Raw genomic sequence first — 22,620 nt, 5'->3', positions numbered from 1 at the left:
CGGCGGGGGAGTGGGCTCCGGCGGAGGCGGAGGCGGAGGCGGTGGTGGCGGTGGTGGCTTGGGTGGCGGGGTCGGCGTGGGCGTCGGTGAGGGCTCGGGGCACGGCGGGAAGGTGGGCCAGGAGTCGCTCCCGGCGACGGCAACCGCGTCGGTGCCGCCCGGTCCGGTCGACGCATACGCGCAGGCGTCGGCCTGCGCCGGGCCGACCGGTACGCCGACGAGTGTGAACGTCAGCGTCACCAGGGCCAACACCCGTCCGGCAGAGGCGGATCGGGTCGGTTCGGGTCCATGCACGACGCAGATCATGGAGCCTGCCGCGACGGGCCACGCCCGATTACCGGACGATTGCCCCGAAGGAGGGACACGGGCCGACCAGCGGTTTGACCAGCGCACACCTCTGCCGCCAAGGAGGTGCACGTGTGTACGAGCGGGAGCGTTGCGGGCGCGGGACGCAGGCCGAGGGGGTCCGCCGCTCGTCGGGCGAGACCGTGGTGGTCGCCGGCGCGGTCGCCGTAGTGGTCCGGCCGGGAAAGAAAACCGCGGCCCCGTTGAACACAACCGGCAGCGCCATGCGTACCCAGTGTCGTGCGGCGGCGCAGCGGCCGCCCCAACACCTTCGTGACGATCGGGGATTGACGATGAAGACCTCCTGGCGGAGCGCCTCACTCGTGGCGAGCGCTGCGGTGGTGCTGGCGCTGACGACGGCGTGCGGCCAGGACGGCGGCGGCGCCACCGGCAGCCAGAACGTGGGCGCCACGGCCGCGCCCGGCGACGTCGGCGACATCGGAGCGGGGGCCGGGGCCGGCGACGGACTGGGGACCGGCACGGGCGGCGCGAAGGCGTCGGCGAGCCCGCCGGAGTCCGCGGGCAAGCTGTCCGTCTCCACCAACGCGGAGATCGGCGAGCTGGTGACCGACGGAGCGGGCCGCACCCTCTACCGCTTCGACGCGGACACCGCCAAGCCGCCCAAGACGACGTGCGAGAACGACTGCGCCACCGCCTGGCCGCCCGTGGCCGCGGACGACGCCCTCGCCGGTGAGGGCATCGACAAGGCGCTGCTCGGCGAGGTCGCCCGCCCCGACGGCACCAAACAGCTGACCATCGGCGGCTGGCCGGCGTACCGCTACGCCAAGGACACCGCCGCCGGAGACGTCAAGGGCCAGGGCGTGGGCGGCAAGTGGTACGCGCTCGCCGCCGACGGCAAGAAGGCCGAGGCCGCCGACCAGCCCGGACTGTCCACCCGCAACGATCCGAAGCTCGGCGAGATCGTCGTCGACAAGAACGGCATGACCGTCTACCGCTTCATGAAGGACGAGGCCTGGCCGAAGCCCGTGTCGGCCTGCACCGGCGCCTGCCTGGAGAAGTGGCCGGTCGTCGCGCCCGTGGAGCCCGATGACACGGAGGGCGTCGTCAAGAAGGACCTGATGACCTTCACCCGGCCCGACGGCGCCGAGCAGCAGACGGTCGACTGCTGGCCGATCTACACCTTCGCCGGTGACAAGAAGGCCGGCGACACCAACGGTCAGGGCGTCGGCGGCACCTGGTACGCCGTCTCGCCCGACGGAAAGCCGGTCGGCGCGCCGAAGAAGTAGCGGACTCCCGCCCGCCGGCCTTCGGCGCGCGACCGTGGGCCGTCCCCTCCGCACCCAGGCGGAGGGGACGGTCCCGTTCGCGCGTTTTGGTGTGCCTTGGCAGGCGGCACGTGCCGCAGGCAGTGACCGGGAACGGACGGTCAATTTCCGTTTGGGCTCGCCCGTTTGGCAGGCGATCAGTAGCCTCAGCTCGAACACCGGATCGCCAATGCCTTGGAGAGCTAGATGGAGCGTCCCGCCTGGGCCCCTCGCAGCATCGACATCTCGGTGCCCAGCGTGTCCCGGATCTACGACTTCTACCTGGGCGGTTCGCACAACTTCGAGGTCGACCGGGAAGCGGCCCGCAGGGCCATGGAGTTCATGCCGGGCCTCCCCAAGATCATGCAGGCCAACCGGGCGTTCATGCGCCGCGCCGTGCGCTTCGCGGCCGACGAGGGCATCGACCAGTTCCTGGACATCGGCTCCGGCATCCCCACCTTCGGCAACGTCCACGAGGTGGCCACGCGCAGCCGCCCCGGCGCCCGCGTCGTGTACGTCGACCACGACCCGGTGGCGGTCGCGCACAGCGAGGCCGTCCTGGCGGGCAACGACGACGCGGACGTCGTCGCCGCCGACCTCCTGAAGCCGCGGGAGATCCTCGCCAGCCCCCAGGTGGAGCGGCTGATCGACCTGAATCGGCCGGTGGCCCTGCTGCTGGTTGCCATACTGCACTTCGTGGAAGACGCGGACGACCCGTATGCGGCGGTGGCCGAGCTGAGCGACGCGCTCGCGCCCGGCAGCCTGCTCGTGCTCACGCACGCCTCCTACGAGGGAATCCCGCTGCCCGCCGAGCGGGCCGGGGGCGCGGTGGACGTGTACAAGGACATCCGCAATCCGCTGATCATGCGTTCGCGCGAGGAGATCGCGCGGTTCTTCGAGGGGTACGACATGGTGGAACCCGGACTGGTTCCGATGCCGCGCTGGCGGCCCGGGGAGGCGCCGGAGGACGAGGACCCGTATACGTTCTCCGGGTTCGCCGGCGTGGGGCGTACGGCGTGATCGCGGAGCCGGACGGGCCGGAGGACAGACTGCGCCGGTTCGCGACGATCTGGAGCCGGGCGGTGTTCCCGGTGACCTCGACGTCGTCGACCCGGCCCGAGTTCGAGGAACAACTGCTGCCGCTGGCCCGCCGGCTGAGCGAGGTGCTGCGGGCGCGGAGCCTCGACGCGGACGAGGCCAGGGCGGTCGGCGCCGCGCTCGTCGACTCCCACTGCACCGACCCCGAGGCGCTCGCCCGGACGCTGGACTGCGTCGACGCCTACCTCGTGCTCTACTGCGGCGAGGACGGCGACCCCGAGGCCCTGCGGGCCCGTTCGGCACGGATGCAGCACGCCATGGCGGCCGGGTTCGCCGCGGCGCTGCGCGCCCGGACCCTCGCCGAACAGGAGGCCATCGCGCAGGCCGCCCTGCGGGCGCAGGGTGTGGTGGCCGAGGCCCTGCACGCCAGCGAGGCCCGCTTCCGCGCGGTCTTCGAGGGCGCCGCCATAGGCATCGGCATCGCCGACCTGGACGGCAACGTCCTCCAGGTGAACGGGGCCCTGATGCGTATGTTCGGCGTCGCCGACCCGACGCTGCGCGGTCGCAACGTCAGGGAGTGGTCGCACCCCGACGACGCGCCCCAGACCTGGCGGCTCTACGACGAGCTGGTGCGCGGCGAGCGCGAGGCCTACCACCTGGAGAAGGCCTTCTACCGGCCCGACGGAACGGTCCTGTGGACCAACCTGACCGTCTCCCTGCTGCGCGACGCCGACGGCACCCCGCAGTACCAGCTCGCGCTGATGGAGGACACCACCGAACGCCGGCTGCTCAACCTGCGGCTGCGCTACGAGGCCACGCACGACGCGCTCACCGGCCTGCCCAACCGCAGCTTCTTCTTCGAACGTCTGGAGAAGGCTCTGAACGCGGGCCCGGGACAGCGCTTCGGCCTGTGCTACCTGGACCTCGACGGCTTCAAGACCGTCAACGACAGCCTCGGCCACGCGGCCGGCGACCGGCTGCTCGTGGAGGTCGCCGACCGTCTGCAGTCCTGCGCCACCGCGCCCGGCGAGATGGTCGCCCGGCTCGGCGGCGACGAGTTCGTGGCGCTGACCACCGGCCCCGGCACCCGGCACGAGGTCGACGAACTCGCCGGGCGGATCATGAACGCGCTGCTCGCCCCGATCAGCGTCGACGGCCGCGAGCTGACCGTGCGCGGCAGCATCGGCATCGTCGAGGGCCCGGCCGGGGAGCGCAGCCCGGCCGAGGTACTGCGCAGCGCCGACATCACCATGTACCGGGCCAAGTCGGCGGGCGGCAACCGCTACGAGCTGGCCGACCCGGAGGCCGACGCCCGCGTCATCACCCGGCACGGCCTGACGACCGCGCTGCCGGCCGCCCTGGAACGGGGCGAGTTCTTCATCGAGTACCAGCCGCTGGTGCACCTCGGCGACGGCAGCGTGCGTGGCGCCGAGGCCCTGGTGCGCTGGCTGCACCCGCAGCACGGGGTGCTCGGCCCCGACAGGTTCATCCCGCTCGCCGAGCACACCGGACTGATCGTGCCGCTGGGCCGCTGGGTGCTGGAACAGTCGGTGCGCCAGGCCCGCGCCTGGCGGGAGCGGTACGGCGAGACGACCGCCGCCGGCCCGCTGCGCATCAACGTCAACCTCTCGCCCTGCCAGCTCACCCACCCCGGCCTGGTCCAGGACACCGTCGACATCCTGGAGCGGACCGGGGTCGCGCCCGACGCGCTGTGCCTGGAGGTGACGGAGTCGGCCCTGATCGGCGCCGACGACGACCTGCTCAAACCGCTGCGCCGGCTGGCCGAGATGGGCGTCGACATCGCGCTGGACGACTTCGGCACCGGCTACTCCAACCTGGCCAACCTGCGGCGGCTCCCGGTGAGCGTCCTCAAGCTGGACCGCTCCTTCACCCAGAGCATGCAGCAGTTCCCGGCCGATCCCGTCGACCTCAAGATCGTCGAGGGCATCGTCGCCCTGGCCCACAGCCTGGACCTCGCGGTCACCGTGGAGGGCGTCGAGACCGGCGCCCAGGCCGAGCAACTGCGCATACTGGGCTGCGACACGGCCCAGGGCTGGTACTACGCCCGCCCGGGCCCACCGGACCGTCTGCACGAACTGGCCCTGGTGGACGCGACGGCGTAGGGAACATGACGATGTGAGAAGGGTGCGGGCAACGCCCTGAAGGGGCGCGGGGAACTGCGCGCTCAGCCACAGAGCACCCGCACCCCCGAACGAACACCGCACCCCTACGACGCGACCGGGGCCCTGCCCGCACCCTCCCGGGAGGGTCACCGCTCAAGCAACATCCGCTGCAACTCCCGAGCCGCCCGAGGCGGAGCCACATCGCTGCGATGGGCGAGCGCGATCGTCCGGTACAATCCCGGCCGAGCCAACGGAGTCACCCGCAGCCCCCGCCCCGACCGCGCCGCAACCATCCGGGGCACGACCGCCATCCCCAGCCCCGCCCGCACGAACCCCAGCACCGCGTCCATCTCCCCGCCCTCGACCGCGAAGTCCGGCTCGAAGCCCTCCGCGCGGCACGCGGCCACGGTCAGCTCCCGCAGGTCGTACCCGTGCCGGAACATCACCAGCCGCTCGCCCTCCAGGTCGGCGATGCGCACCGCCCGCCGCCCGCCGCCCGGCCGGGGCGACTCGGGGGACGACACCACGACCAGGTCCTCCCGCAGCAGCTCCACCGTGGTCAGCGCCGGCGACGCGGTGGGCAGCGGCAGTACGACCAGCGCCAGGTCCAGCGCGCCGCGCGCCAGCTCCCGGACGAGGTCGTGCGAGCCGCCCTCCTCGATCATGAGCTGGATGCCGGGATAGCGGTCGTGGAAGGCACGCAGCACGTCCGGCAGCAGACCGGTGCACAGACTCGGCGTGGCGCCCAGCCGTACCCGCCCGCGCCGCAGCTGCGCCAGCTCCAGCACCTCGTGGCGGGCCGTGTCCGCGTCGGCCAGGATGCGCCGGGCCAGCGGCAGCAGGGCCTCCCCGGCGTCGGTGAGCGTGATGTTGCCCCGCGCCCGCAGGAACAGGTCGGCGCCCAGCTCCCGCTCCAGCGCCTTGATCTGCTGGGACAGCGACGGCTGGGCCACGTGGACCGTCTCCGCGGCCCGGGTGAAGTGCCGGGTCTCGGCGACCGCCACGAAGTACTGGAGCTGCTGCAACTGCATACCCCGAGCATACGTGTCCGATAGCTACAGCCTATGGAAACCAGGCAGACCATGTCTTGGACCGATGGGCCCTCGGCCCCGTAGCGTCCTGTGCCATGGCTCTGGCAACGCGGACGGACCGACGGCCGTCCATGGCGCGCACCGTGTGGGACTCGACCGTCGGCAAGAAGACAGTGATGGCGGTCAGCGGTCTCGTCATGCTGCTCTACCTGGTCGCCCACATGATCGGGAACCTGAAGATCTTCTTCGGGACGAGCGAGTTCAACGAGTACGCCCACTGGCTGCGCACGGTCGGCGAACCGTTCATGCACTACGAGTGGACGCTGTGGGTGATCCGCGTCGTGCTGGTCGTCGCCGTCGTCGCCCACGCCGTCTCCGCGTACCAGCTCAGCCGCCGCGACATCAAGGCGCGGCCCAGCAAGTACGTGCACAAGAAGAAGCGGGCCAGCTACGCGACGCGCACCATGCGCTGGGGCGGGATCATCCTCGCCCTGTTCATCGTCTGGCACATCCTGGACCTGACCACCGGCACCGTGCACCCCGGCGGCTTCGAGACGGGCAAGCCCTACCAGAACGTCGTGGACACCTTCTCCACCTGGTACGGCAACGTCATCTACATCGTCGCGGTGCTCGCCGTCGGCATGCACATCCGGCACGGATTCTGGAGCGCCGCCCAGACCCTCGGCGCCGGCAGCCGCACCCGCGACCGCGCCCTGAAGACCGTCGCGAACGTCCTCGCGCTGCTGCTCACGGTCGGCTTCGTCGCCGTACCCGTGGGCGTCATGACCGGAGTGGTGAGCTGACATGACAACCTACGCCGACTACCCGACCGGTGAGCCGGTCGCCGACACCAAGGCCCCCGCCGGACCCGTCAACGAACGCTGGGACACCCGCCGTTTCGAGGCCAAGCTGGTCAACCCCGCCAACCGGCGGGGGCAGACGGTCATCGTCGTCGGCACCGGCCTCGCGGGCGGCTCGGCCGGCGCGACCCTCGCCGAACAGGGCTACCGCGTCGTCCAGTTCTGCTACCAGGACTCCCCGCGCCGCGCCCACTCCATCGCCGCGCAGGGCGGCATCAACGCCGCGAAGAACTACCGCAACGACGGCGACTCGATCCACCGCCTGTTCTACGACACCGTCAAGGGCGGCGACTTCCGCTCCCGCGAGTCCAACGTGCACCGCCTCGCGCAGATCTCGGTCGAGATCATCGACCAGTGCGTGGCCCAGGGCGTGCCCTTCGCCCGCGAGTACGGCGGCCTGCTCGACACCCGCTCCTTCGGCGGCGTCCAGGTCTCCCGTACGTTCTACGCCCGGGGCCAGACGGGTCAGCAGTTGCTGCTCGGCGCCTACCAGGCGCTCAGCAGGCAGATCGCGGCCGGGAACATCGAGATGCACCCGCGCACCGAGATGCTCGACCTGATCGTCGTGGACGGCCGGGCGCGCGGCATCGTCGCCCGGGACCTGGTCACCGGGAAGATCGACACGTACTTCGCGGACGCGGTCGTCCTCGCCAGCGGTGGTTACGGCAACGTCTTCTACCTGTCGACCAACGCCATGAACTCCAACGCGACCGCCGTGTGGCGGGCGCACCGGCGCGGTGCCTACTTCGCCAACCCCTGCTTCACGCAGATCCACCCTACCTGTATCCCGCGCACCGGCGACCACCAGTCCAAGCTGACGCTGATGAGCGAGTCGCTGCGCAACGACGGCCGGATCTGGGTGCCGAAGGCCAAGGGCGACGACCGTCCGCCGAACAAGATCCCCGAGGACGAGCGCGACTACTACCTGGAGCGCATCTACCCGTCCTTCGGCAACCTGGTGCCCCGTGACATCGCCTCCCGCGCCGCGAAGAACGTCTGCGACGAGGGCAGGGGAGTAGGCCCCGGCGGCCAGGGCGTGTACCTGGACTTCGCCGACGCCATCAAGCGCATGGGCCGGGGGGCCGTCGAGGCCAAGTACGGCAACCTCTTCGACATGTACCAGCGGATCACCGACGAGGACCCGTACCGGGTCCCCATGCGGATCTACCCCGCCGTGCACTACACGATGGGCGGGCTGTGGGTCGACTACGACCTCCAGACCACCGTCCCCGGCCTGTTCGCCGTCGGCGAGGCCAACTTCTCCGACCACGGCGCCAACCGGCTCGGCGCCTCCGCGCTGATGCAGGGCCTGGCCGACGGCTACTTCGTCCTGCCGGCCACCATCAACGACTACCTCGCCCGCAATCCCCACAAGGACGAGGTGGACGACGGCCACCCGGTGGTGCAGGAGGTGCTGGCCGAGACCGAGGACCGGCTGGGCCTGCTCCTCTCCGTCGACGGAGACCGCACCCCGGACTCCTTCCACCGCGAACTCGGCGAGCTGATGTGGGAGTTCTGCGGCATGGCCCGCACCGACACCGGGCTCCGCAAGGCACTGGAGCGCATCCCGCAGATCCGCGAGGAGTTCTGGCGGCGCATCAAGGTCCCGGGCACCGGCGAGGAGTTCAACCAGTCCCTGGAGAAGGCCAACCGCGTCGTCGACTACCTGGAACTCGCCGAGCTGATGTGCCTCGACGCGCTGCACCGGGCCGAGTCCTGCGGCGGTCACTTCCGCGAGGAGTCCCAGACCCCGGACGGCGAGGCCGCCCGCAGGGACGACGAGTTCGGGTACGCCGCCGCCTGGGAGTTCACGGGCACGGGCGAGGCCCCGGCCCTGCACAAGGAAGACCTGGTCTTCGAGTACGTCCACCCCACTCAGCGGAGCTACGCATGAAGCTCACCCTGCGCGTATGGCGGCAGAAGAACGCCGACGCCGACGGCGCCATGTCCACGTACGAGGTGGACGGCATCTCCCGCGACATGTCCTTCCTGGAGATGCTCGACACCCTCAACGAGGAACTCATCCTCAAGGGCGAGGACCCGGTCGCCTTCGACCACGACTGCCGCGAGGGCATCTGCGGCGCCTGCTCGCTGGTCATCAACGGCGACGCCCACGGCCCCGAGCGCACCACCACCTGCCAACTGCACATGCGGTCCTTCCAGGACGGCGACACCATCGACATCGAGCCGTGGCGGGCGTCCGCCTTCCCGGTCGTGAAGGACCTGGTCGTCGACCGCTCGTCCTTCGACCGCATTATCCAGGCAGGCGGCTACATCAGCGCGCCGACCGGTGCCGCGCCGGAAGCCCACGCCGCCCCGGTGCCCAAGCCGGACGCCGACTTCGCCTTCGAGCACGCCGAGTGCATCGGCTGCGGCGCCTGCGTGGCGGCCTGCCCGAACGGGGCGGCGATGCTCTTCACGTCCGCGAAGGTGAATCACCTGAACGTCCTGCCGCAGGGGGCGCCCGAGCGGGAGACCCGGGTGCTGGACATGGTCGCGCAGATGGACGACGAGGGCTTCGGCGGCTGCACCCTCGCCGGCGAGTGCGCGACGGCCTGCCCCAAGGGCATTCCGCTCGTCTCCATCACCAGCATGAACAAGGAGTGGCTGCGGGCGACGCGCAAGGTGGCGAAGCGGTAGCCGACACAACGTTCGCCGAAAGGTGCGGACGGACGGGGCCGGGGGAGGTGCTCCTCCCGGCCCCGTCTCGCTTTGGCCCCTGGCATTCAACAGCCCAACATCCACTCTCCCGGCCCAGGTCACGCACCGGCCAACCGGCAGCGGAAGAACAGGTGCGGCGGACCGTACACCGTCGGCCCGCCGTCGCCGCCCCCGCTCGTGACCAGGAGAGTGCCATGACCGGCGTACTGACCGCGGACCGCCCCCCGAAGCCCGCCGCACCCCACCGCTACACCGTCGCCCTCGCCCGCGACGAGGAGGACGTGCGGGCCGCGCAGCGGCTGCGGCACGAGGTGTTCGCCGGGGAGATGGGTGCCCTGCTGGCGAGCCCGCAGCCCGGGTACGACGTCGACCCCTTCGACGCCTACTGCGACCACCTGCTGGTGCGGGAGGAGACGACCGGGCAGGTCGTCGGCACCTACCGACTGCTGCCGCCGGAGCGCGCGGCGGTCGCCGGGCGGCTGTACGCGGAGAGCGAGTTCGACCTCGCGGCGCTGGACGCGATCCGCCCCGGGCTGGTCGAGGTCGGCCGGTCCTGCGTGCACCCCGACCACCGCGACGGTGCCGTCATCGGGCTCATCTGGGCCGGCATAGCCCGCTACATGACCGACCAGGGCCACGAGTGGCTGGCGGGCTGCTGCTCCATCCCGCTCGCCGACGGCGGCACCCTGGCCGCGGGCACCTGGGACCGGGTGCGGGCCAAGCACCTGGCCCCCGAGGAGTTCCGGGTACGGCCGCTGCTCCCGTGGGTCCCGCGCACCGCGGCGCCCGCCGCCCGTACCGAACTGCCGGCCCTGCTGCGCGGCTACCTCCGCCTCGGCGCCTGGGTCTGCGGGGAACCCGCGCACGACGTGGACTTCGGCGTCGCCGACCTCTACGTGCTGCTGCCGATGAGCCGGGTCGACCCGCGCTATCTGCGGCACTTCCTCTCGCTCGTCCCGGCCTGATGAGCGCCTGGCTGCCCGCCGCGCCCTGCACCCCCGGGGCGTGCGTGGAGCCGTCCCGGGCGGCGGCCGCCGTACCGCGCGCCGTGCTGCGGCTGACGGCGGTCGCCGTTCTGCTGCTGGCCGGGATCGCGATCGTGCTGACCCCGCTCGGCAGGCAGGTTCCCGCGGCGGTGGTGCGACGCTGGTGCCGGTGGATCGTGCGGGCCGCAGGCGTCCGGGTTCGCGTCACGGGCGCCGCCGCGCCCGCCGGCGGGCTGCTCCTCGTCGCCAACCACGTCTCCTGGCTCGACATCCCGCTGCTCGCCGCCGTGCGCCCCGCGCGGATGCTGGCCAAGAGCGAGATCCGGCGCTGGCCGGTGGCGGGGCCCCTCGCCGCGCGCGGAGGGGTTCTGTTCATCGAGCGGAACCGGCTGCGGGCCCTGCCGGACACGGTCGCCGTGCTCGCGCGGGCCCTGCGTGCGGGCGCCGCGGTCGCCGCCTTCCCCGAGGGCAGCACCTGGTGCGGACGGGCTCAGGGGCCCTTCCGCCGGGCCGTCTTCCAGGCCGCCCTGGACGCCGGAGTGCCGGTCCAGCCGGTCCACATCCGGTACCGGGCCGGGGAGCGGGCGGTGAGTACGGCGCCCGCGTTCGTCGGGGAGGACACCCTGCTCGCCTCCCTGTGGCGGGTGGCGTCGGCGCGCGGGCTGACCGCGGAGGTGGAGGTACGGCCGGTCATCGGACCGGGCGGCCACCCCGACCGTCGCTCGCTCGCCCACGCCGCCCAGGGGAAAGCACCTTCGAAAAGTATGTGGCATTTGTGACGTATGGTGCGCTTCCGTACGTTTCCGTACCTCTGATGCGGACATCCGGAAAGCAGGCACTCCGGAAGGAGGGTGATGCCAGATGATCACCCGTGAAGAGATCGCCAACGTCCTGGACCATCCGGTCTATGACGGTGACGGCAACAAGATCGGCGACGCCAAGCACGTCTTCTTCGACGACATGACCGGGCGCCCCGAGTGGGTGAGCGTCAAGACGGGCATGTTCGGCTCCAACGAGTCCTTCGTGCCCATCCGCGACGCCGCGCTGGTGCAGGACCACATCGAGGTCCCCTACGGCAAGGACCAGGTCAAGGGCGCGCCCAATGTCGACGTCGACGCGGGCGGCCATCTGTCGGAGACCGAGGAACACCGGCTCTACGACTACTACGGCATCAACTGGGACAGCGTGCTGTCCGAGGCCGAGCGGACCGACGACGGCCGCTGGGCGGCGGGAACGGGCACGGCCGGAGCGGCCGGAGCCGCCGGAGCCGCCGGTACGGCCGGAATGGCCGGCGCGGCGGGCGGCACGACCGGCTACCAGGAGACGCCGGACCGGACGGACATGCGCGGCGACGACGCCATGACCCGCTCGGAGGAGCAGATGCACGTAGGCGTCGAAAGGCGTGAGTCGGGCCGGGCCAGGCTGCGCAAGTACGTGGTCACCGAAGAGGTCCAGCAGACCGTTCCGGTGAGCCACGAGGAAGTGCGGGTGGAGCGCGAGCCGATCACGGACGCCAACCGTGGCGAGGCGCTCTCCGGACCGGAGATCAGCGAGGACGAGCACGAGGTCACGCTGCACGAGGAACGCCCCGTCGTGGAGACCGAGACGGTGCCGGTGGAGCGCGTCCGGATGACCACGGAGGAGCACATCGAGGACGAGACGGTACGCGGCCGGGTCCGCAAGGAGCGGATCGAGGCCGACACCGAGGCCTTCACCGAGGACGACACCCGGCGAGGCCGCGAGTAACCGTCCCCGCCCGTCACCACGAGGGCCCGCGCCGGTGAAGCGCCTTCACCGGCGCGTCCCGCTGCCCACGGCCCGGGACAGATACGGCGCGGTGGCACTCCCGCTCGCCCGTGCCACCTCGGCCGGCGGCCCCGCGGCGACGATCCGGCCGCCCGCCTCGCCGCCGCCCGGCCCCAGGTCGATCACCCGGTCGGCGCCCGCGACCACGGCCATGTCGTGCTCGACGACGACCACCGTGTGCCCGGCGTCGACCAGGCCGTGCAACTGGCGCATCAGCACCTCGACATCGGCCGGATGCAGACCGGTCGTCGGCTCGTCGAGGAGATACAGGGTGGACCGGCGACGCCCGCGCTGCAACTCGCTCGCCAGCTTGATGCGCTGCGCCTCGCCGCCGGACAGCTCGGTCGCCGGCTGGCCGAGCCGCAGATAGCCCAGCCCGACGTCGAGCAGCGCGGCCAGGCTGCGTGACACCGTCGGCGTGTCCGCGAAGAACTCCGCCGCCTCCTCCACCGTCAGATCCAGCACACCGGCGATGTTCCGTCCCCGGTACGCCACTTCCAGCGTCTCGGGGTTGTACCGCGCCCCGCCGCAGTCCGGGCACGGCGCGTACGTACTCGGCAGGAACAGCAGCTCGACGCTGACGAACCCCTCGCCCTGGCAGGTCTCGCAGCGCCCACCGGCCACGTTGAAGGAGAAACGCCCGACGCCGTAACCCCTCTTCCGCGCCTCGTCGGTGGCCGCGAACACCTTGCGTACGACGTCGAAGAGGCCCGTGTACGTGGCCAGGTTGGAGCGCGGGGTGCGGCCGATCGGCCGCTGGTCGACGGAGACCAGGCGACCCACTCCCGGCAGGTCCTCGGTGATCTCGCCGACGAGCGTCGACTTCCCCGAGCCGGAGACGCCCGTCACCGCGGTGAGCACACCGAGCGGGAACTCGGCCGTCACCCCGCGCAGGTTGTGCCGGGTGACCGGACCGACCGTCACCGTGCCCCGCGGAGTCCGTACCGCACGGGCGGGAGCGGGGGAGCGGTCGAAGAGGTGGCGGGCCGTGGCGGACTCCCCGACCTCGGCCAGCCCGGGGACGGGACCGCTGTACAGCACCCGCCCGCCGTGCTCGCCCGCCCGTGGGCCGACGTCCACGATCCAGTCGGCGCCGCGCATCACGCCGAGGTGGTGCTCCACCACGAACACCGAGTTGCCGGCCGCCTTCAGCCGTTCCAGCACCGTCAGCAGCGCCTCGGTGTCCGCCGGGTGCAGTCCCGCGGACGGCTCGTCCAGGACGTACACGACCCCGAACAGCCCGGAGCGCAGCTGTGTCGCCAGCCGCAGCCGCTGCAGCTCGCCCGCCGACAGGGTGGGCGTCGGGCGGTCGAGACTCAGGTAGCCGAGCCCCAGCTCGACGACGGGCGCGATGCGGGAGGTGAGGTCCCCGGTGAGCACCCGGGCCGTCTCGCCGCCGGTCGGCAGCATCCCGGCGAGTTCCGTGAGCGGCAGCGCGGCCAGCTCGGCGATGGTGCGCCCGCCGACGGTCACCGCCAGGGCCTCGGCCCGCAGCCTGCCGCCGCCGCAGACCGGGCAGGGCGCACTCGTGAGGAAGCGCTCCGCCTTCGCCCGCAGTGTCGCGCTCCTGGAGTCCGAGAACGTCTTCATCACATACCGTCGGGCGCTCATGTACGTGCCCTGGTACGGCCGCTGGATGCGGCCCGCGTCCCGCACGGGGTGCACGGTGACCACCGGCTGCTCGTCCGTGAAAAGGATCCACTCCCGCTGCTCGGCGGGCAGCTCGCGCCACGGCCGGTCCACGTCGTACCCGAGCGCGTCGAGGACGTCCCGCAGGTTCTTGCCCTGCCAGGCGCCCGGCCACGCCGCGACGGCGCCGTCCCGGATCGACAGGGACGGGTCCGGGACCAGCAGTTCCTCGGTCGTACGGTGCACCCGGCCGAGCCCGTGACACTCCGGGCACGCCCCCGCCGCCGTGTTCGGCGAGAAGGCGTCGGAGTCGAGCCGCGGCGCGCCCGGTGGGTAGTCGCCGGCGCGGGAGAACAGCATCCGCAGCGAGTTGGAGAGGTTGGTGACCGTGCCGACCGAGGAGCGGGACGTGGGCGCCGAGCGGCGCTGCTGCAGCGACACGGCGGGCGGCAGCCCGGTGATCTCGCCGACCTTCGGGGCTCCGACCTGGTGGATCAGCCTGCGGGCGTACGGCGCGACCGACTCGAAGTAGCGTCGCTGCGCCTCCGCGTAGACCGTCCCGAACGCGAGCGACGACTTCCCCGACCCCGACACACCGGTGAACACGGCCACCACGTCCCGGGGAATGTCCACGTCCACGCTCTTGAGGTTGTGCTCGCGGGCGTCGCGCACCCGGACGTACGGGTCGTGGGGGCTGTGCATCGCGGGGAACTCCGTACGGTCTTCGGCGACGGCCGTTGGGCGGGACCGGTGGGGCTGGTAGGACCGGTGGGGGCGGGGGGACAAACGCCGCGATTCTACTCCGCGGCGGTGGCCGCCCCGGCGCCGACGACGCGGGCGAGCCGCGCGTAGGAGTCGAGCAGCGCCTCGCGGTCGTACGTGCTCGTGGTCACCAGCACCTCTTGCGCGCCCGTGTCCCCGAGAAGCGACTCCAGCTCGTCGGCGACCTGTTCCTCGGTGCCCGAGATGTGCCCGGTGAGACCGGAGTCGTACAGGTCGCGCTCCTTGGCGGTCATCGTCCGGGCCTCGACCTCCTCGGCCGGCGGCAGGGGAGGGAAGGCGCCCCGGGTGCGGGCGTGGGCCATGGACCAGGCCTCCGGGAGCAGGAGCCGCCGGGCCGCTTCGGGGGTGTCGGCCACGGCGACGGTCCCGGAGACCACGACGTACGGTTCCCGGCTCCACTCGGAGGGGCGGAACCCGGCGCGGTAGCGGTCGATGCCGCGGCGCATCCGGTCGCGGTCGCGCAGGTCCCCGATGACCATCGGCAGGCCCGCCCGGGCGGCGACTGCCGCGCCCTCGCCCATGGCCAGCACGAACGGCGGCACGGCCAGCCCCTCCGCGGGGCGGGCGTGCACTCCGGTCGGTGAGGTGCCCCGGAACCAGCCCAGCAGTTCCTCCAGTTGGGCGGCGAAGTCCTCGGCGTCGTCCTTGTCCCGGCCCAGCGCCCTGCGTACGCCGTCGGTGAAGCCGACCGAGCGGCCGAGCCCCATGTCGATCCGGCCGGGGAAGAGCGACTCCAGTACGCCGAACTGCTCGGCGACGACCAGGGGCCGGTGGTTGGGCAGCATCACACCGCCGGTGCCGACCCGGATGCGCCGGGTGGCACCGGCGACGGCGGCGGCCAGCACGGTCGGGGCCGAGCCGGCCACTCCGGGCACGCCGTGGTGCTCCGACACCCAGAACCGGTGGTAGCCGAGCCGCTCCGCCTCCCGCGCCAGCTCCACGGTGTCGTGCAGCGCCTGCGCGCCGGTGTGGCCCTCGCGGATGCGGGAGCGGTCGAGGACGGAGAAGCGGGTGGTCGCGGTCACTGAGCTCACACGGTGTTCAACGTCCGGGCGGCGTCAGGATTCCCGGCACGGAGTCCTAGGGTGGACGGGTGACCGACAGCAGCAGGCCCCCGCTGGCCGTGTTCGACCTGGACAACACCCTCGCCGACACCGCGCACCGGCAGCGGTTCCTGGAGCGCCGGCCGCGCGACTGGGACGCCTTCTTCGCCGCCGCGCCGCACGATCCGCCGCTCGCGGAGGGCATCGCACTGGTGCGGGAGAGCGCCGAGGAGTGCGCGATCGTCTATCTGACCGGGCGGCCGGAGCGCTGCCGGCGCGACACGCTCGACTGGCTGACCGCGCACGGCCTGCCAGAAGGTCCCGTGCACATGCGGGGCAACGCCGACCGCCGGCCCGCCCGGCGGACCAAGCTGGAGATCCTTCAGCGGCTCGCCCGCACCCGCGAGGTCCGGGTCCTCGTGGACGACGACGAGCTGGTGTGCGACGACGCCGAACGGGCCGGATTCACCGTCGTCCGGGCACGCTGGGCGGCCCGCTCGGCCGAGCTGCGCGTGGCACAGGAGCGCGAGGGGCGTACCTGACCGTCACGGTGAGCCCGTGAGCCCGTGAGCTTGTGAGCCAGCGGGGCGTCAGTCCGACTCCTCCAGGCGGAAGCCGAGCTTCAGGCCGACCTGCCAGTGCGCGACCTCCCCTTCCTCGATCTGGCCGCGCACTTGGGTCACCTCGAACCAGTCCAGGTTGCGCAGGGTCTGCGAGGCGCGGGTGATGCCGTTGCGGACGGCCTGGTCGACGCCGTCGGGCGAGGTGCCGACGATCTCGGTGACCCGGTAGGTGTGGTTCGACATGCGGGTGCTCCTTCCGCGGGGCGGCGGTGTGTCGTGCATCACTCCAACCGTGCCCCAAGCCGCGACGGAGCGCGAGGTGTCCGGGGGCCCGGCAGGGTAACCGCCCGTCACCCCTTGACCTAGGCATTGGTCCATACCAAAATCCCAGACACCCGTTCGAGCCTCGGGCTCGTCCCCCCACGTCGGGTCTCCTTTCGCGTGCGCAGGACCTCCCTGTCCGCTCCGCCCCCTGTCCGTCAGACAGAAGGACCCCTCGTGAGACGTCGCCTGCTCGCCCTTGTCTGTGTGTCCGCCTCCCTGCTCAGCGGCTGCGGCCTGATATCGCAGGACGGCGGGGACGAGCGGCGCACCGTCACCGTGTGGCTGATGAAGGACAGCGCCTCGCAGGACTTCCTGCGGCGGTTCACCGAGGAGTTCGAGCGGAAACACTCCGACCTCGACCTCGACATCCGGATCCAGTCGTGGACCGGGATCGGCGACAAGGTGCAGACCGCGCTGAAGGCCGACGGCACGGACGGCCCCGACGTCATCGAGGTCGGCAACACCCAGGTCCCGCAGTACGCGGAGGGCGGCCGGCTGCTGGACCTCACGCTGGAGTCGATGCGTGACTGGGGCATCCGCGACTGGCTGCCGGGCCTCGCCGAACCGGGCCAGTGGATGTCCCAGCAGTTCGGCATCCCCTGGTACGCCGCCAACCGCGTGGTCATCTACCGCAAGGACCTGTTCGAGCAGGCCGGAGTCACCGAGCCGCCCCGCACCCGCGAGGAGTGGCTCACCGTCACCGAAAAGCTCGACACGGGCGGTGACCAGGGCATCTACCTGGCCGGACAGGACTGGTACACGCTCTCCGGCTTCATTTGGGACGAGGGCGGTGAGCTGGCCACCCAGGAGGGCGGCACCTGGGTGGGCGCCCTGGACTCGGAGGCCGCCCTGCGCGGCATGGACTTCTACCGCGAGCTGCAGACCCTGGGCGACGGTCCGCTGGACGCCGACGAGGAACACCCGCCGCAGGCCGGCGTGTTCGCGAACGGGCAGGTCGCGCAGATCATCGCGGTGCCGGGGCTCGCCCAGTCCATCGTGCGCGAGAACCCCGAACTCAAGGGCGAACTGGGCTTCTTCTCCGTGCCCGGCAAGAAGGCCGGCAAGCCCGGCGCCGTCTTCACCGGCGGCTCCGACCTCGTCGTCCCGAAGAACACCGACGAACGGGAGGGCGCCCTCGCCGTGGTGGAGGCGCTCGTGGGCACCAAATGGAACACCGACCTGGCCCGCACCATGAACTACGTCCCGAACAAGAAGTCGCTCGCCAAGGCCGTCGCGGACGAGGAGGGGGTCGCCGCCATGGCGGCCGGCGCCGCGCAGGGCCGGGCGACTCCCGGCACGCCCCGCTGGGGCGCGGTCGAGGCGGACAATCCGATCAAGGAGTACATGACTAAGGTGCTCACCGGGGGAGACGCGGAGTCGGAGGCCCGTAAGGCCTCCGACCGCATCACCGAACTGCTGGACCGCGACGCGCGCTGACGCGCGCTGACGCGTGCTCGCGCGCTGACGCGCCGCGGTGTCAGCGCAGCGGACTCACCGTACGACGCTCATCGCGCCACGCTCAGCGACAGCGCGAACCGGTCCTCGCCGTCCGTCCACCAACGGGCCAGCTCCAAGCCGGCCGCGGCCAGTTCGGCACGCACCCCCTTCTGTCGGAACTTCGCGGACACCTCGGTACGCAGCTCCTCCCCCTCGGCGAAGTCCACGGCCAGGTCGAGCGCCTGGACCTTGACCGTCTGCGCGGTACGCGCGCGCAGCCGCATCTCGATCCACTCCCGTTCGGCGTTCCACAGCGCCACGTGCTCGAAGGCGGCGGGCGCGAAGTCGGCCTCCAGCTCACGGTTGAGCACGGACAGCACGTTCTTGTTGAACGCGGCCGTCACCCCGGCCGCGTCGTCGTACGCCCGGACCAGCACCCGCTCGTCCTTGACCAGGTCGGTGCCCAGCAGCAGGGCGTCGCCCGGGGAGAGCAGGGCCCGGACGGCGGTCAGGAACGCGGCGCGCTCGCCGGGCAGCAGGTTGCCGAGCGTGCCGCCGAGGAACGCCACCAGCCGGGGACCCGGCGTCTCGGGCAGGGTCAGCCCTGCGGTGAAGTCGGCGATCAGCGCGTGCACCTGGAGTTCCGGCCGCTCCGCGACGAGCGCCTGACCTGCCTGGGTGAGGGCGCTCTCGCTGACGTCCACCGGCACATAGCCGCGCAGACCCGTCAGCGCGTCGAGCAGGAACCGCGTCTTCTCCGAGGAACCGGAGCCCAGCTCCACCAGGGTGCGGGCGCCGGTCGCCGCGGCGATCTCGCCGGCCCTGTCGACGAGGATCTCCCGCTCGGCCCGGGTCGGGTAGTACTCGGGCAGCGCGGTGATCTCCTCGAACAGCTCGCTGCCCCGGGCGTCGTAGAACCACTTGGGCGGCAGCCACTTGGGCGTGCTCGTCAGGCCCGCCAGGACGTCGGCGCGCAGGGCGGCGCCCGTGGCGTCCTCGGGCAGCGTGCGGGTGAGACGGAACGGGCTCACGTGCGGGGCTCCTTCGGGGAGACGAAAGCGTCTGCGAGGGCGTTGTCGCCCGGGTCCTTGAGCGGAGTGAGCTGCACGTCCGTGCGACTCGCCACGAGCAGGGTGCGGTCGGGGACCTCCTGCCAGCGCGGGTCGTCGTCGTACGGCTCCGAGGCGACCGCCGTGCCGCCGCCGGGACGGGTCAGATACCACAGGGTGTCGCCCCAGGTGGTGGCCGTGATGGTGGCGCCGCCCGTGAGCAGCAGGTTGAGCCGGGAGGCGGGGGCCGCCGCCGCGACCTCCAGGACCGTCTCGGCGAGCGCCCGGCCCTCGTCGTCCCCGGCGCGCAGCCGGGCCAGGACCAGCGCCCACACGAGCGCCGAGTCGTTCCGGGCCTCCAGCGACAGCAGTTCCTCGGGCGGCAGCGTCCCGGCCACCCGCGCCAGCGAACCGGGCCAGCCCGCCACGGCACCGTTGTGGCTGAACAGCCAGGTCCCCGAGGCGAACGGCGCCGCCGCGGCCTCCGCGTCCGCACCCGACAGCGTGGCATCCCGCACGGCGGCGAGCAGCGCGCCGGTCCGCACCACCCGGGCCAGGTCGGCGAAGGACTGGTCGGCCCAGATCGGCCCGGCCCGGCGGTACCGCGCCGGCGCCGGGTCGCCCTCGGCGTACCAGCCGACGCCGAACCCGTCGGCGTTGACCGTGCCGTAGCGCTGGTGCCTGGGCGCCCAGGACTGCCGGTACAGGCCGTGCGGCGGCGCCACGAGGAGCCCGCCGAGGGGCTCTTCGGGGCCCACGTAGGCGAAGTGACGGCACATCAGTAAGCCTCCGGTGTCCGGGCGGTGCGGAACCCGGAGAAGATCTGCCGCCGGATCGGATAGTCCCAGTTGCGGAACGTGCCCCGGCAGGCCACCGCGTCCACGGCGAACGAACCGCCGCGCAGCACCTTGTGGTCGGGACCGAAGAACACCTCCGAGTACTCCTTGTACGGGAACGCCCGGAAACCCGGGTACGGAGCGAAGTCGCTCGACGTCCACTCCCAGACGTCGCCGATCAACTGCCGTATCCCGAGCGGCGACTCACCGGTCGGGTAGCTGCCGGCGGGCGCCGGGCGCAGATGCCGCTGGCCGAGGTTGGCGTGCTCGGGGCCCGGGTCGGCGTCGCCCCACGGGTAGCGGGCCGAGCGGTCGCCGGCCGGGTCGTACCTGGCAGCCTTCTCCCACTCGGCCTCGGTGGGCAGCCGCCGCCCGGCCCAGCGGGCGTACGCGTCCGCCTCGTACCAGCACACGTGCACCACCGGCTCGTCGGCCGGAACCGCCTCGGTGACCCCGAAGCGGCGCCGCAGCCACTGCCCGCCGTCGCGGCGCCAGTACAGCGGGGCGGTGATGGAGTGCCGGCGGATGTGGTCCCAGCCCTGCGGAGTCCACCAGCGCGGGTCGTCGTAGCCGCCGTCGTCGATGAACGCCCGGTAGGCGCCGTTGGTCACCGGCGTGGTGTCGAGGTAGAAGGGCGCCACCTCGCGCCGGTGCGCCGGGCGTTCGTTGTCCAGGGCCCACGGCTCGGTCGACGTGCCCATCGTGAACGGGCCGCCGGGCACCAGGACCTCGGCCGGGCCGGTGAACAGGGGCACGGGGTCCGGGTCCGGGGCGGTCAGGGCCTGCGGGCCCTTGCGGAGCTGGTGCGTGATCAGCATGGTCTCGTCGTGCTGCTGCTCGTGCTGGGCGATCATCCCGAAGGCGAAGCCCGCCTCCGTCAGCCGCGTCCCGTGGAACGCGGTGCCCTCCAGCACGTCCAGCGCCCGGCCGCGCACGTCGGCCGCGTACCGGCGGGCCTCGGCGGGCGACAGCAGCGGCAGCCCCGGCCGCTCGGCGCGCGGATGCTCGAAGGCGTCGTAGAGGCTGTCGATCTCGGGCCGCATCGCCTCGTGCCCGGCGACGGCGCGCAGCAGCCACTGCTCCTCCTGGTTGCCGATGTGCGCCAGGTCCCACACCAGCGGGGACATCAGCGGCGACACCTGGTCGGTCAGGTCGGGGCCCTCCACGCAGCTGGTCAGCAGCGTGGTGCGGTCCCGGGCCGTGACGAGCGTGGTCAGGGCCCGCTCGCGCAGGGTCTCGGCGTCGACGGCCGATTCACCGGCCGCGACGGTGTCGGCGGTGGTGTCGGTGGCGGTCTCCATGGCGGGGTCGGTCATGGGCGGGTCTCCCTCCCGTGCGGGCCACGGCTCGCGCCGTCCGGCATGTCCAGCAGGTCGTCGGCGGGGCAGCGGCCCCTTTGGACGTAGCGCTCCAGGTACCCGGCGACGGCGTCCGTCACCTCGGTCGTGGCACCGAGCCGGGGCAGGGCGGCGAGCGCCGCGGTGAAGCACGCGACGGCCGCCTCGCGCAGCTCCGGATCGGTGAGGGCGTCGCGGGCCGCGTCCTCGTACAGCGGGTTGTGCGGGGCGGGCAGCCCGAGGGTGCGCTCGGCCAGGGGCTTCACGGCCCGGTAGGCGGTCTCGGCGGCTTCCGGATCGTCGAACAGCGCCGCCGTCACGGCGAGCGGCACCATCCAGCCGTCGTCCCCGGGCTGCGCGTCGAGCATGCGCAGCTCCAGGTGGCCGCGCGGCCTGACCGGCGGGAACAGCGTGGTGAGGTGGTAGTCGAGATCCTCCCGGGTCGGCGGCCTCGGCACCCCGGTCCTGGTCCACTCCCGGAAGGTCATGCCCTCGGGCACGTCCCAGGGCCCGCCATCCCGACGGACGCACATCACCGGTGCGTCCAGGACGTGCCGGGTCCAGGCGCCGCGCGGGTCGGCGTCCAGCGGGGGGCCGCCCGCCCGGCCGGTGCCGATCTGCGTCCACCGCAGCTGCCGGGTGGACCGCCAGCCGGTGGGACGGCCCCCGGCCAGCGGGGAGTTGGCGAACGCGGCCAGCAGCACCGCGCCCAGGTGATGGGCCAGCCACCAGCGGCGTACGTGACCGAGGGGGCCGGGCTCCTCGTGCCCGGCGTCCAGGCACACCTGCACGGAGGCGGAGGTGCACATCATGAAACGGCCCGCGGGGCCGGTGCGGTCGAGGCAGGCCTCCATGGCGTCGTAGCGCGGCTGCCGCAGGTAGCGGCGGGGCGCGTGCCAGGGGTCGTGGCCGAGGCCGACGAGGGCGAGACCGTCCTCGCGCAGTACCGCTCGGACGGCGTCGAGGTCGGCGGAGACGGTGGCGACGCACTCCATCAGGGAGGCGGCGGGGAGCGAGCTCAGCTCCAGCTGGCCGCCGGGTTCGACGGTCAGCGCCGACCTCAGGGGCACGGCCCGCAGTGCGGAGTAGACCGCTTCGAGCCGTTCGGGTGACACGGGGAGCCGCGGCGCGCGCAGCTCGTGGACGAGCCATTCCACTTCGACACCGAGGCGCCTCGGCGGACCGGTCTTGAAGCAGATGCCGTGGACCAGCGCCTCGACCTCGGCTTCGGTGACGGTGGTGCGTGGCCGGGTACAGCCACTTACCGCATCGGACATGTCGGGATCCTCCTGAGATTCCATCCATGCCGCCGACCCTCTTACGGTGGGCCGGGTCGGCACACTCGTCCCACCCAAGACCCTCGTGTCGCTCCGCACAAGGGTGCATAACGGGACGTTCCAGCTCGGTAATCTCCGCGACCCGTCCGTTTCCGGGGGCTTTCCCCGTCGTTCGCCGGTCGGGAAACTCCGTTGCACCGCATCACCAGCATCACCCAGGATTCCTT

General features: G+C 72.4%; 19 protein-coding genes. 11 read left to right on the top strand and 8 right to left on the bottom strand.

Annotated elements, in window-relative coordinates; translation table 11 throughout:
* The first annotated feature begins 638 nt into the window (after positions 1-638).
* From ACFCZF_RS27020 to rmdA, 3 genes are all read left to right on the top strand, one after another.
* Positions 639-1,592 (top strand): SCO0930 family lipoprotein, encoded by a 954-nt coding sequence (locus tag ACFCZF_RS27020; protein ID WP_376673869.1) that lies wholly within the window; start codon positions 639-641, stop codon positions 1,590-1,592.
* A 225-nt stretch (positions 1,593-1,817) separates the two neighbouring features.
* A complete protein-coding gene (locus tag ACFCZF_RS27015; protein ID WP_376673841.1) occupies positions 1,818-2,630 on the top strand; it encodes an SAM-dependent methyltransferase in 813 nt (270 codons plus the stop codon).
* Entirely contained in the window at positions 2,627-4,771 is a 2,145-nt protein-coding gene (gene rmdA / locus ACFCZF_RS27010; RefSeq protein ID WP_376673840.1) for a cyclic Di-GMP phosphodiesterase RmdA, read from the top strand. Before ACFCZF_RS27015 ends, rmdA begins: the two co-directional genes overlap by 4 nt.
* 146 nt (positions 4,772-4,917) lie before the next feature.
* Here rmdA and ACFCZF_RS27005 read toward each other — a convergent pair whose 3' ends face one another.
* Positions 4,918-5,802 (bottom strand): LysR family transcriptional regulator, encoded by an 885-nt coding sequence (locus ACFCZF_RS27005; protein WP_375917178.1) that lies wholly within the window; start codon positions 5,800-5,802, stop codon positions 4,918-4,920.
* A 131-nt stretch (positions 5,803-5,933) separates the two neighbouring features.
* Here ACFCZF_RS27005 and ACFCZF_RS27000 point away from each other — a divergent pair, with 131 nt between their 5' ends.
* The 6 genes from ACFCZF_RS27000 (at position 5,934) to ACFCZF_RS26975 (ending at position 12,055) form a co-directional block, all read left to right on the top strand.
* Complete coding sequence (locus ACFCZF_RS27000) at positions 5,934-6,605, top strand: succinate dehydrogenase (protein WP_376673868.1); 672 nt, start codon at positions 5,934-5,936, stop codon at positions 6,603-6,605.
* Position 6,606: 1 nt separating this feature from the next.
* Positions 6,607-8,556 (top strand): fumarate reductase/succinate dehydrogenase flavoprotein subunit, encoded by a 1,950-nt coding sequence (locus tag ACFCZF_RS26995; protein WP_376673839.1) that lies wholly within the window; start codon positions 6,607-6,609, stop codon positions 8,554-8,556.
* Positions 8,553-9,302 (top strand): succinate dehydrogenase/fumarate reductase iron-sulfur subunit, encoded by a 750-nt coding sequence (locus tag ACFCZF_RS26990; protein WP_375917184.1) that lies wholly within the window; start codon positions 8,553-8,555, stop codon positions 9,300-9,302. Before ACFCZF_RS26995 ends, ACFCZF_RS26990 begins: the two co-directional genes overlap by 4 nt.
* Positions 9,303-9,517: 215 nt before the next feature.
* Positions 9,518-10,288, top strand: coding sequence for a GNAT family N-acetyltransferase (locus ACFCZF_RS26985; RefSeq protein WP_376673838.1), 771 nt, complete (start codon positions 9,518-9,520; stop codon positions 10,286-10,288).
* A complete protein-coding gene (locus tag ACFCZF_RS26980; RefSeq protein WP_376673837.1) occupies positions 10,288-11,088 on the top strand; it encodes a lysophospholipid acyltransferase family protein in 801 nt (266 codons plus the stop codon). Before ACFCZF_RS26985 ends, ACFCZF_RS26980 begins: the two co-directional genes overlap by 1 nt.
* Before the next feature lie 82 nt (positions 11,089-11,170).
* Positions 11,171-12,055: a DUF2382 domain-containing protein gene (locus tag ACFCZF_RS26975; protein WP_376673836.1), complete on the top strand. Its 885-nt coding sequence runs from the start codon at positions 11,171-11,173 to the stop codon at positions 12,053-12,055.
* A gap of 45 nt (positions 12,056-12,100) precedes the next feature.
* Here the strand turns inward: ACFCZF_RS26975 and ACFCZF_RS26970 are convergent, their stop codons facing one another.
* Both ACFCZF_RS26970 and ACFCZF_RS26965 read right to left on the bottom strand, forming a co-directional pair.
* Positions 12,101-14,446, bottom strand: a complete 2,346-nt coding sequence (locus tag ACFCZF_RS26970) for an ATP-binding cassette domain-containing protein (protein ID WP_376673835.1) — start codon at positions 14,444-14,446, stop codon at positions 12,101-12,103.
* A gap of 95 nt (positions 14,447-14,541) precedes the next feature.
* The gene (locus ACFCZF_RS26965) at positions 14,542-15,561 is read right to left on the bottom strand and encodes an LLM class flavin-dependent oxidoreductase (RefSeq protein ID WP_376673834.1); all 1,020 of its coding nucleotides are present in this window, start codon (positions 15,559-15,561) and stop codon (positions 14,542-14,544) included.
* Between the two features lie 59 nt (positions 15,562-15,620).
* Here ACFCZF_RS26965 and ACFCZF_RS26960 point away from each other — a divergent pair, with 59 nt between their 5' ends.
* Positions 15,621-16,112 (top strand): hypothetical protein, encoded by a 492-nt coding sequence (locus ACFCZF_RS26960; protein WP_376673833.1) that lies wholly within the window; start codon positions 15,621-15,623, stop codon positions 16,110-16,112.
* 48 nt (positions 16,113-16,160) lie between these two features.
* Here the strand turns inward: ACFCZF_RS26960 and ACFCZF_RS26955 are convergent, their stop codons facing one another.
* Positions 16,161-16,376: a dodecin gene (locus ACFCZF_RS26955; RefSeq protein WP_121745613.1), complete on the bottom strand. Its 216-nt coding sequence runs from the start codon at positions 16,374-16,376 to the stop codon at positions 16,161-16,163.
* Positions 16,377-16,631: 255 nt separating this feature from the next.
* On the opposite strand from ACFCZF_RS26955, the gene ACFCZF_RS26950 reads away from it, so the two are divergent.
* On the top strand, positions 16,632-17,894 hold the full coding sequence (locus ACFCZF_RS26950) for an extracellular solute-binding protein (RefSeq protein ID WP_376673832.1): 1,263 nt from the start codon (positions 16,632-16,634) through the stop codon (positions 17,892-17,894).
* Positions 17,895-17,962: 68 nt separating this feature from the next.
* On the opposite strand, the gene egtD is transcribed toward ACFCZF_RS26950, so the two are convergent.
* From egtD to egtA, 4 genes are read right to left on the bottom strand one after another with little or no spacing between them, the layout of a single operon-like run.
* Positions 17,963-18,925 (bottom strand): L-histidine N(alpha)-methyltransferase, encoded by a 963-nt coding sequence (gene egtD, locus ACFCZF_RS26945; protein WP_376673831.1) that lies wholly within the window; start codon positions 18,923-18,925, stop codon positions 17,963-17,965.
* Complete coding sequence (gene egtC / locus ACFCZF_RS26940; protein WP_376673830.1) at positions 18,922-19,722, bottom strand: ergothioneine biosynthesis protein EgtC; 801 nt, start codon at positions 19,720-19,722, stop codon at positions 18,922-18,924. The genes egtD and egtC overlap by 4 nt, the downstream gene beginning before the upstream one ends.
* Positions 19,722-21,095 carry an ergothioneine biosynthesis protein EgtB gene (gene egtB, locus ACFCZF_RS26935; protein ID WP_376673829.1) on the bottom strand — a complete coding sequence of 458 codons (1,374 nt, stop codon included), beginning with the start codon at positions 21,093-21,095 and terminating at the stop codon, positions 19,722-19,724. The genes egtC and egtB overlap by 1 nt, the downstream gene beginning before the upstream one ends.
* Positions 21,092-22,393, bottom strand: a complete 1,302-nt coding sequence (gene egtA / locus ACFCZF_RS26930) for an ergothioneine biosynthesis glutamate--cysteine ligase EgtA (protein ID WP_376673828.1) — start codon at positions 22,391-22,393, stop codon at positions 21,092-21,094. The genes egtB and egtA overlap by 4 nt, the downstream gene beginning before the upstream one ends.
* Positions 22,394-22,620: the final 227 nt, after the last annotated feature.

This window comes from Streptomyces sp. NPDC056296, from assembly GCF_042268605.1.
Lineage (GTDB): Bacteria > Actinomycetota > Actinomycetes > Streptomycetales > Streptomycetaceae > Streptomyces.
Note: the sequence above shows the minus strand (reverse complement) of the source record. Positions and strands in the feature narration are given on the sequence as shown.

What these genes read in the sequence shown, in the direction of transcription:
- ACFCZF_RS26955 (WP_121745613.1), bottom strand. Translation starts at nt 16,376, where the DNA reads ATGTCGAACCACACCTACCGGGTCACCGAGATCGTCGGCACCTCGCCC.
- ACFCZF_RS26975 (WP_376673836.1), top strand. Translation starts at nt 11,171, where the DNA reads ATGATCACCCGTGAAGAGATCGCCAACGTCCTGGACCATCCGGTCTAT.
- ACFCZF_RS27015 (WP_376673841.1), top strand. Translation starts at nt 1,818, where the DNA reads ATGGAGCGTCCCGCCTGGGCCCCTCGCAGCATCGACATCTCGGTGCCC.
- egtA (WP_376673828.1), bottom strand. Translation starts at nt 22,393, where the DNA reads ATGTCCGATGCGGTAAGTGGCTGTACCCGGCCACGCACCACCGTCACC.
- ACFCZF_RS26990 (WP_375917184.1), top strand. Translation starts at nt 8,553, where the DNA reads ATGAAGCTCACCCTGCGCGTATGGCGGCAGAAGAACGCCGACGCCGAC.
- egtC (WP_376673830.1), bottom strand. Translation starts at nt 19,722, where the DNA reads ATGTGCCGTCACTTCGCCTACGTGGGCCCCGAAGAGCCCCTCGGCGGG.
- ACFCZF_RS27000 (WP_376673868.1), top strand. Translation starts at nt 5,934, where the DNA reads ATGGCGCGCACCGTGTGGGACTCGACCGTCGGCAAGAAGACAGTGATG.
- ACFCZF_RS26980 (WP_376673837.1), top strand. Translation starts at nt 10,288, where the DNA reads ATGAGCGCCTGGCTGCCCGCCGCGCCCTGCACCCCCGGGGCGTGCGTG.
- egtB (WP_376673829.1), bottom strand. Translation starts at nt 21,095, where the DNA reads ATGACCGACCCCGCCATGGAGACCGCCACCGACACCACCGCCGACACC.
- ACFCZF_RS26970 (WP_376673835.1), bottom strand. Translation starts at nt 14,446, where the DNA reads ATGCACAGCCCCCACGACCCGTACGTCCGGGTGCGCGACGCCCGCGAG.
- ACFCZF_RS26995 (WP_376673839.1), top strand. Translation starts at nt 6,607, where the DNA reads ATGACAACCTACGCCGACTACCCGACCGGTGAGCCGGTCGCCGACACC.
- ACFCZF_RS27005 (WP_375917178.1), bottom strand. Translation starts at nt 5,802, where the DNA reads ATGCAGTTGCAGCAGCTCCAGTACTTCGTGGCGGTCGCCGAGACCCGG.
- ACFCZF_RS26985 (WP_376673838.1), top strand. Translation starts at nt 9,518, where the DNA reads ATGACCGGCGTACTGACCGCGGACCGCCCCCCGAAGCCCGCCGCACCC.
- ACFCZF_RS27020 (WP_376673869.1), top strand. Translation starts at nt 639, where the DNA reads ATGAAGACCTCCTGGCGGAGCGCCTCACTCGTGGCGAGCGCTGCGGTG.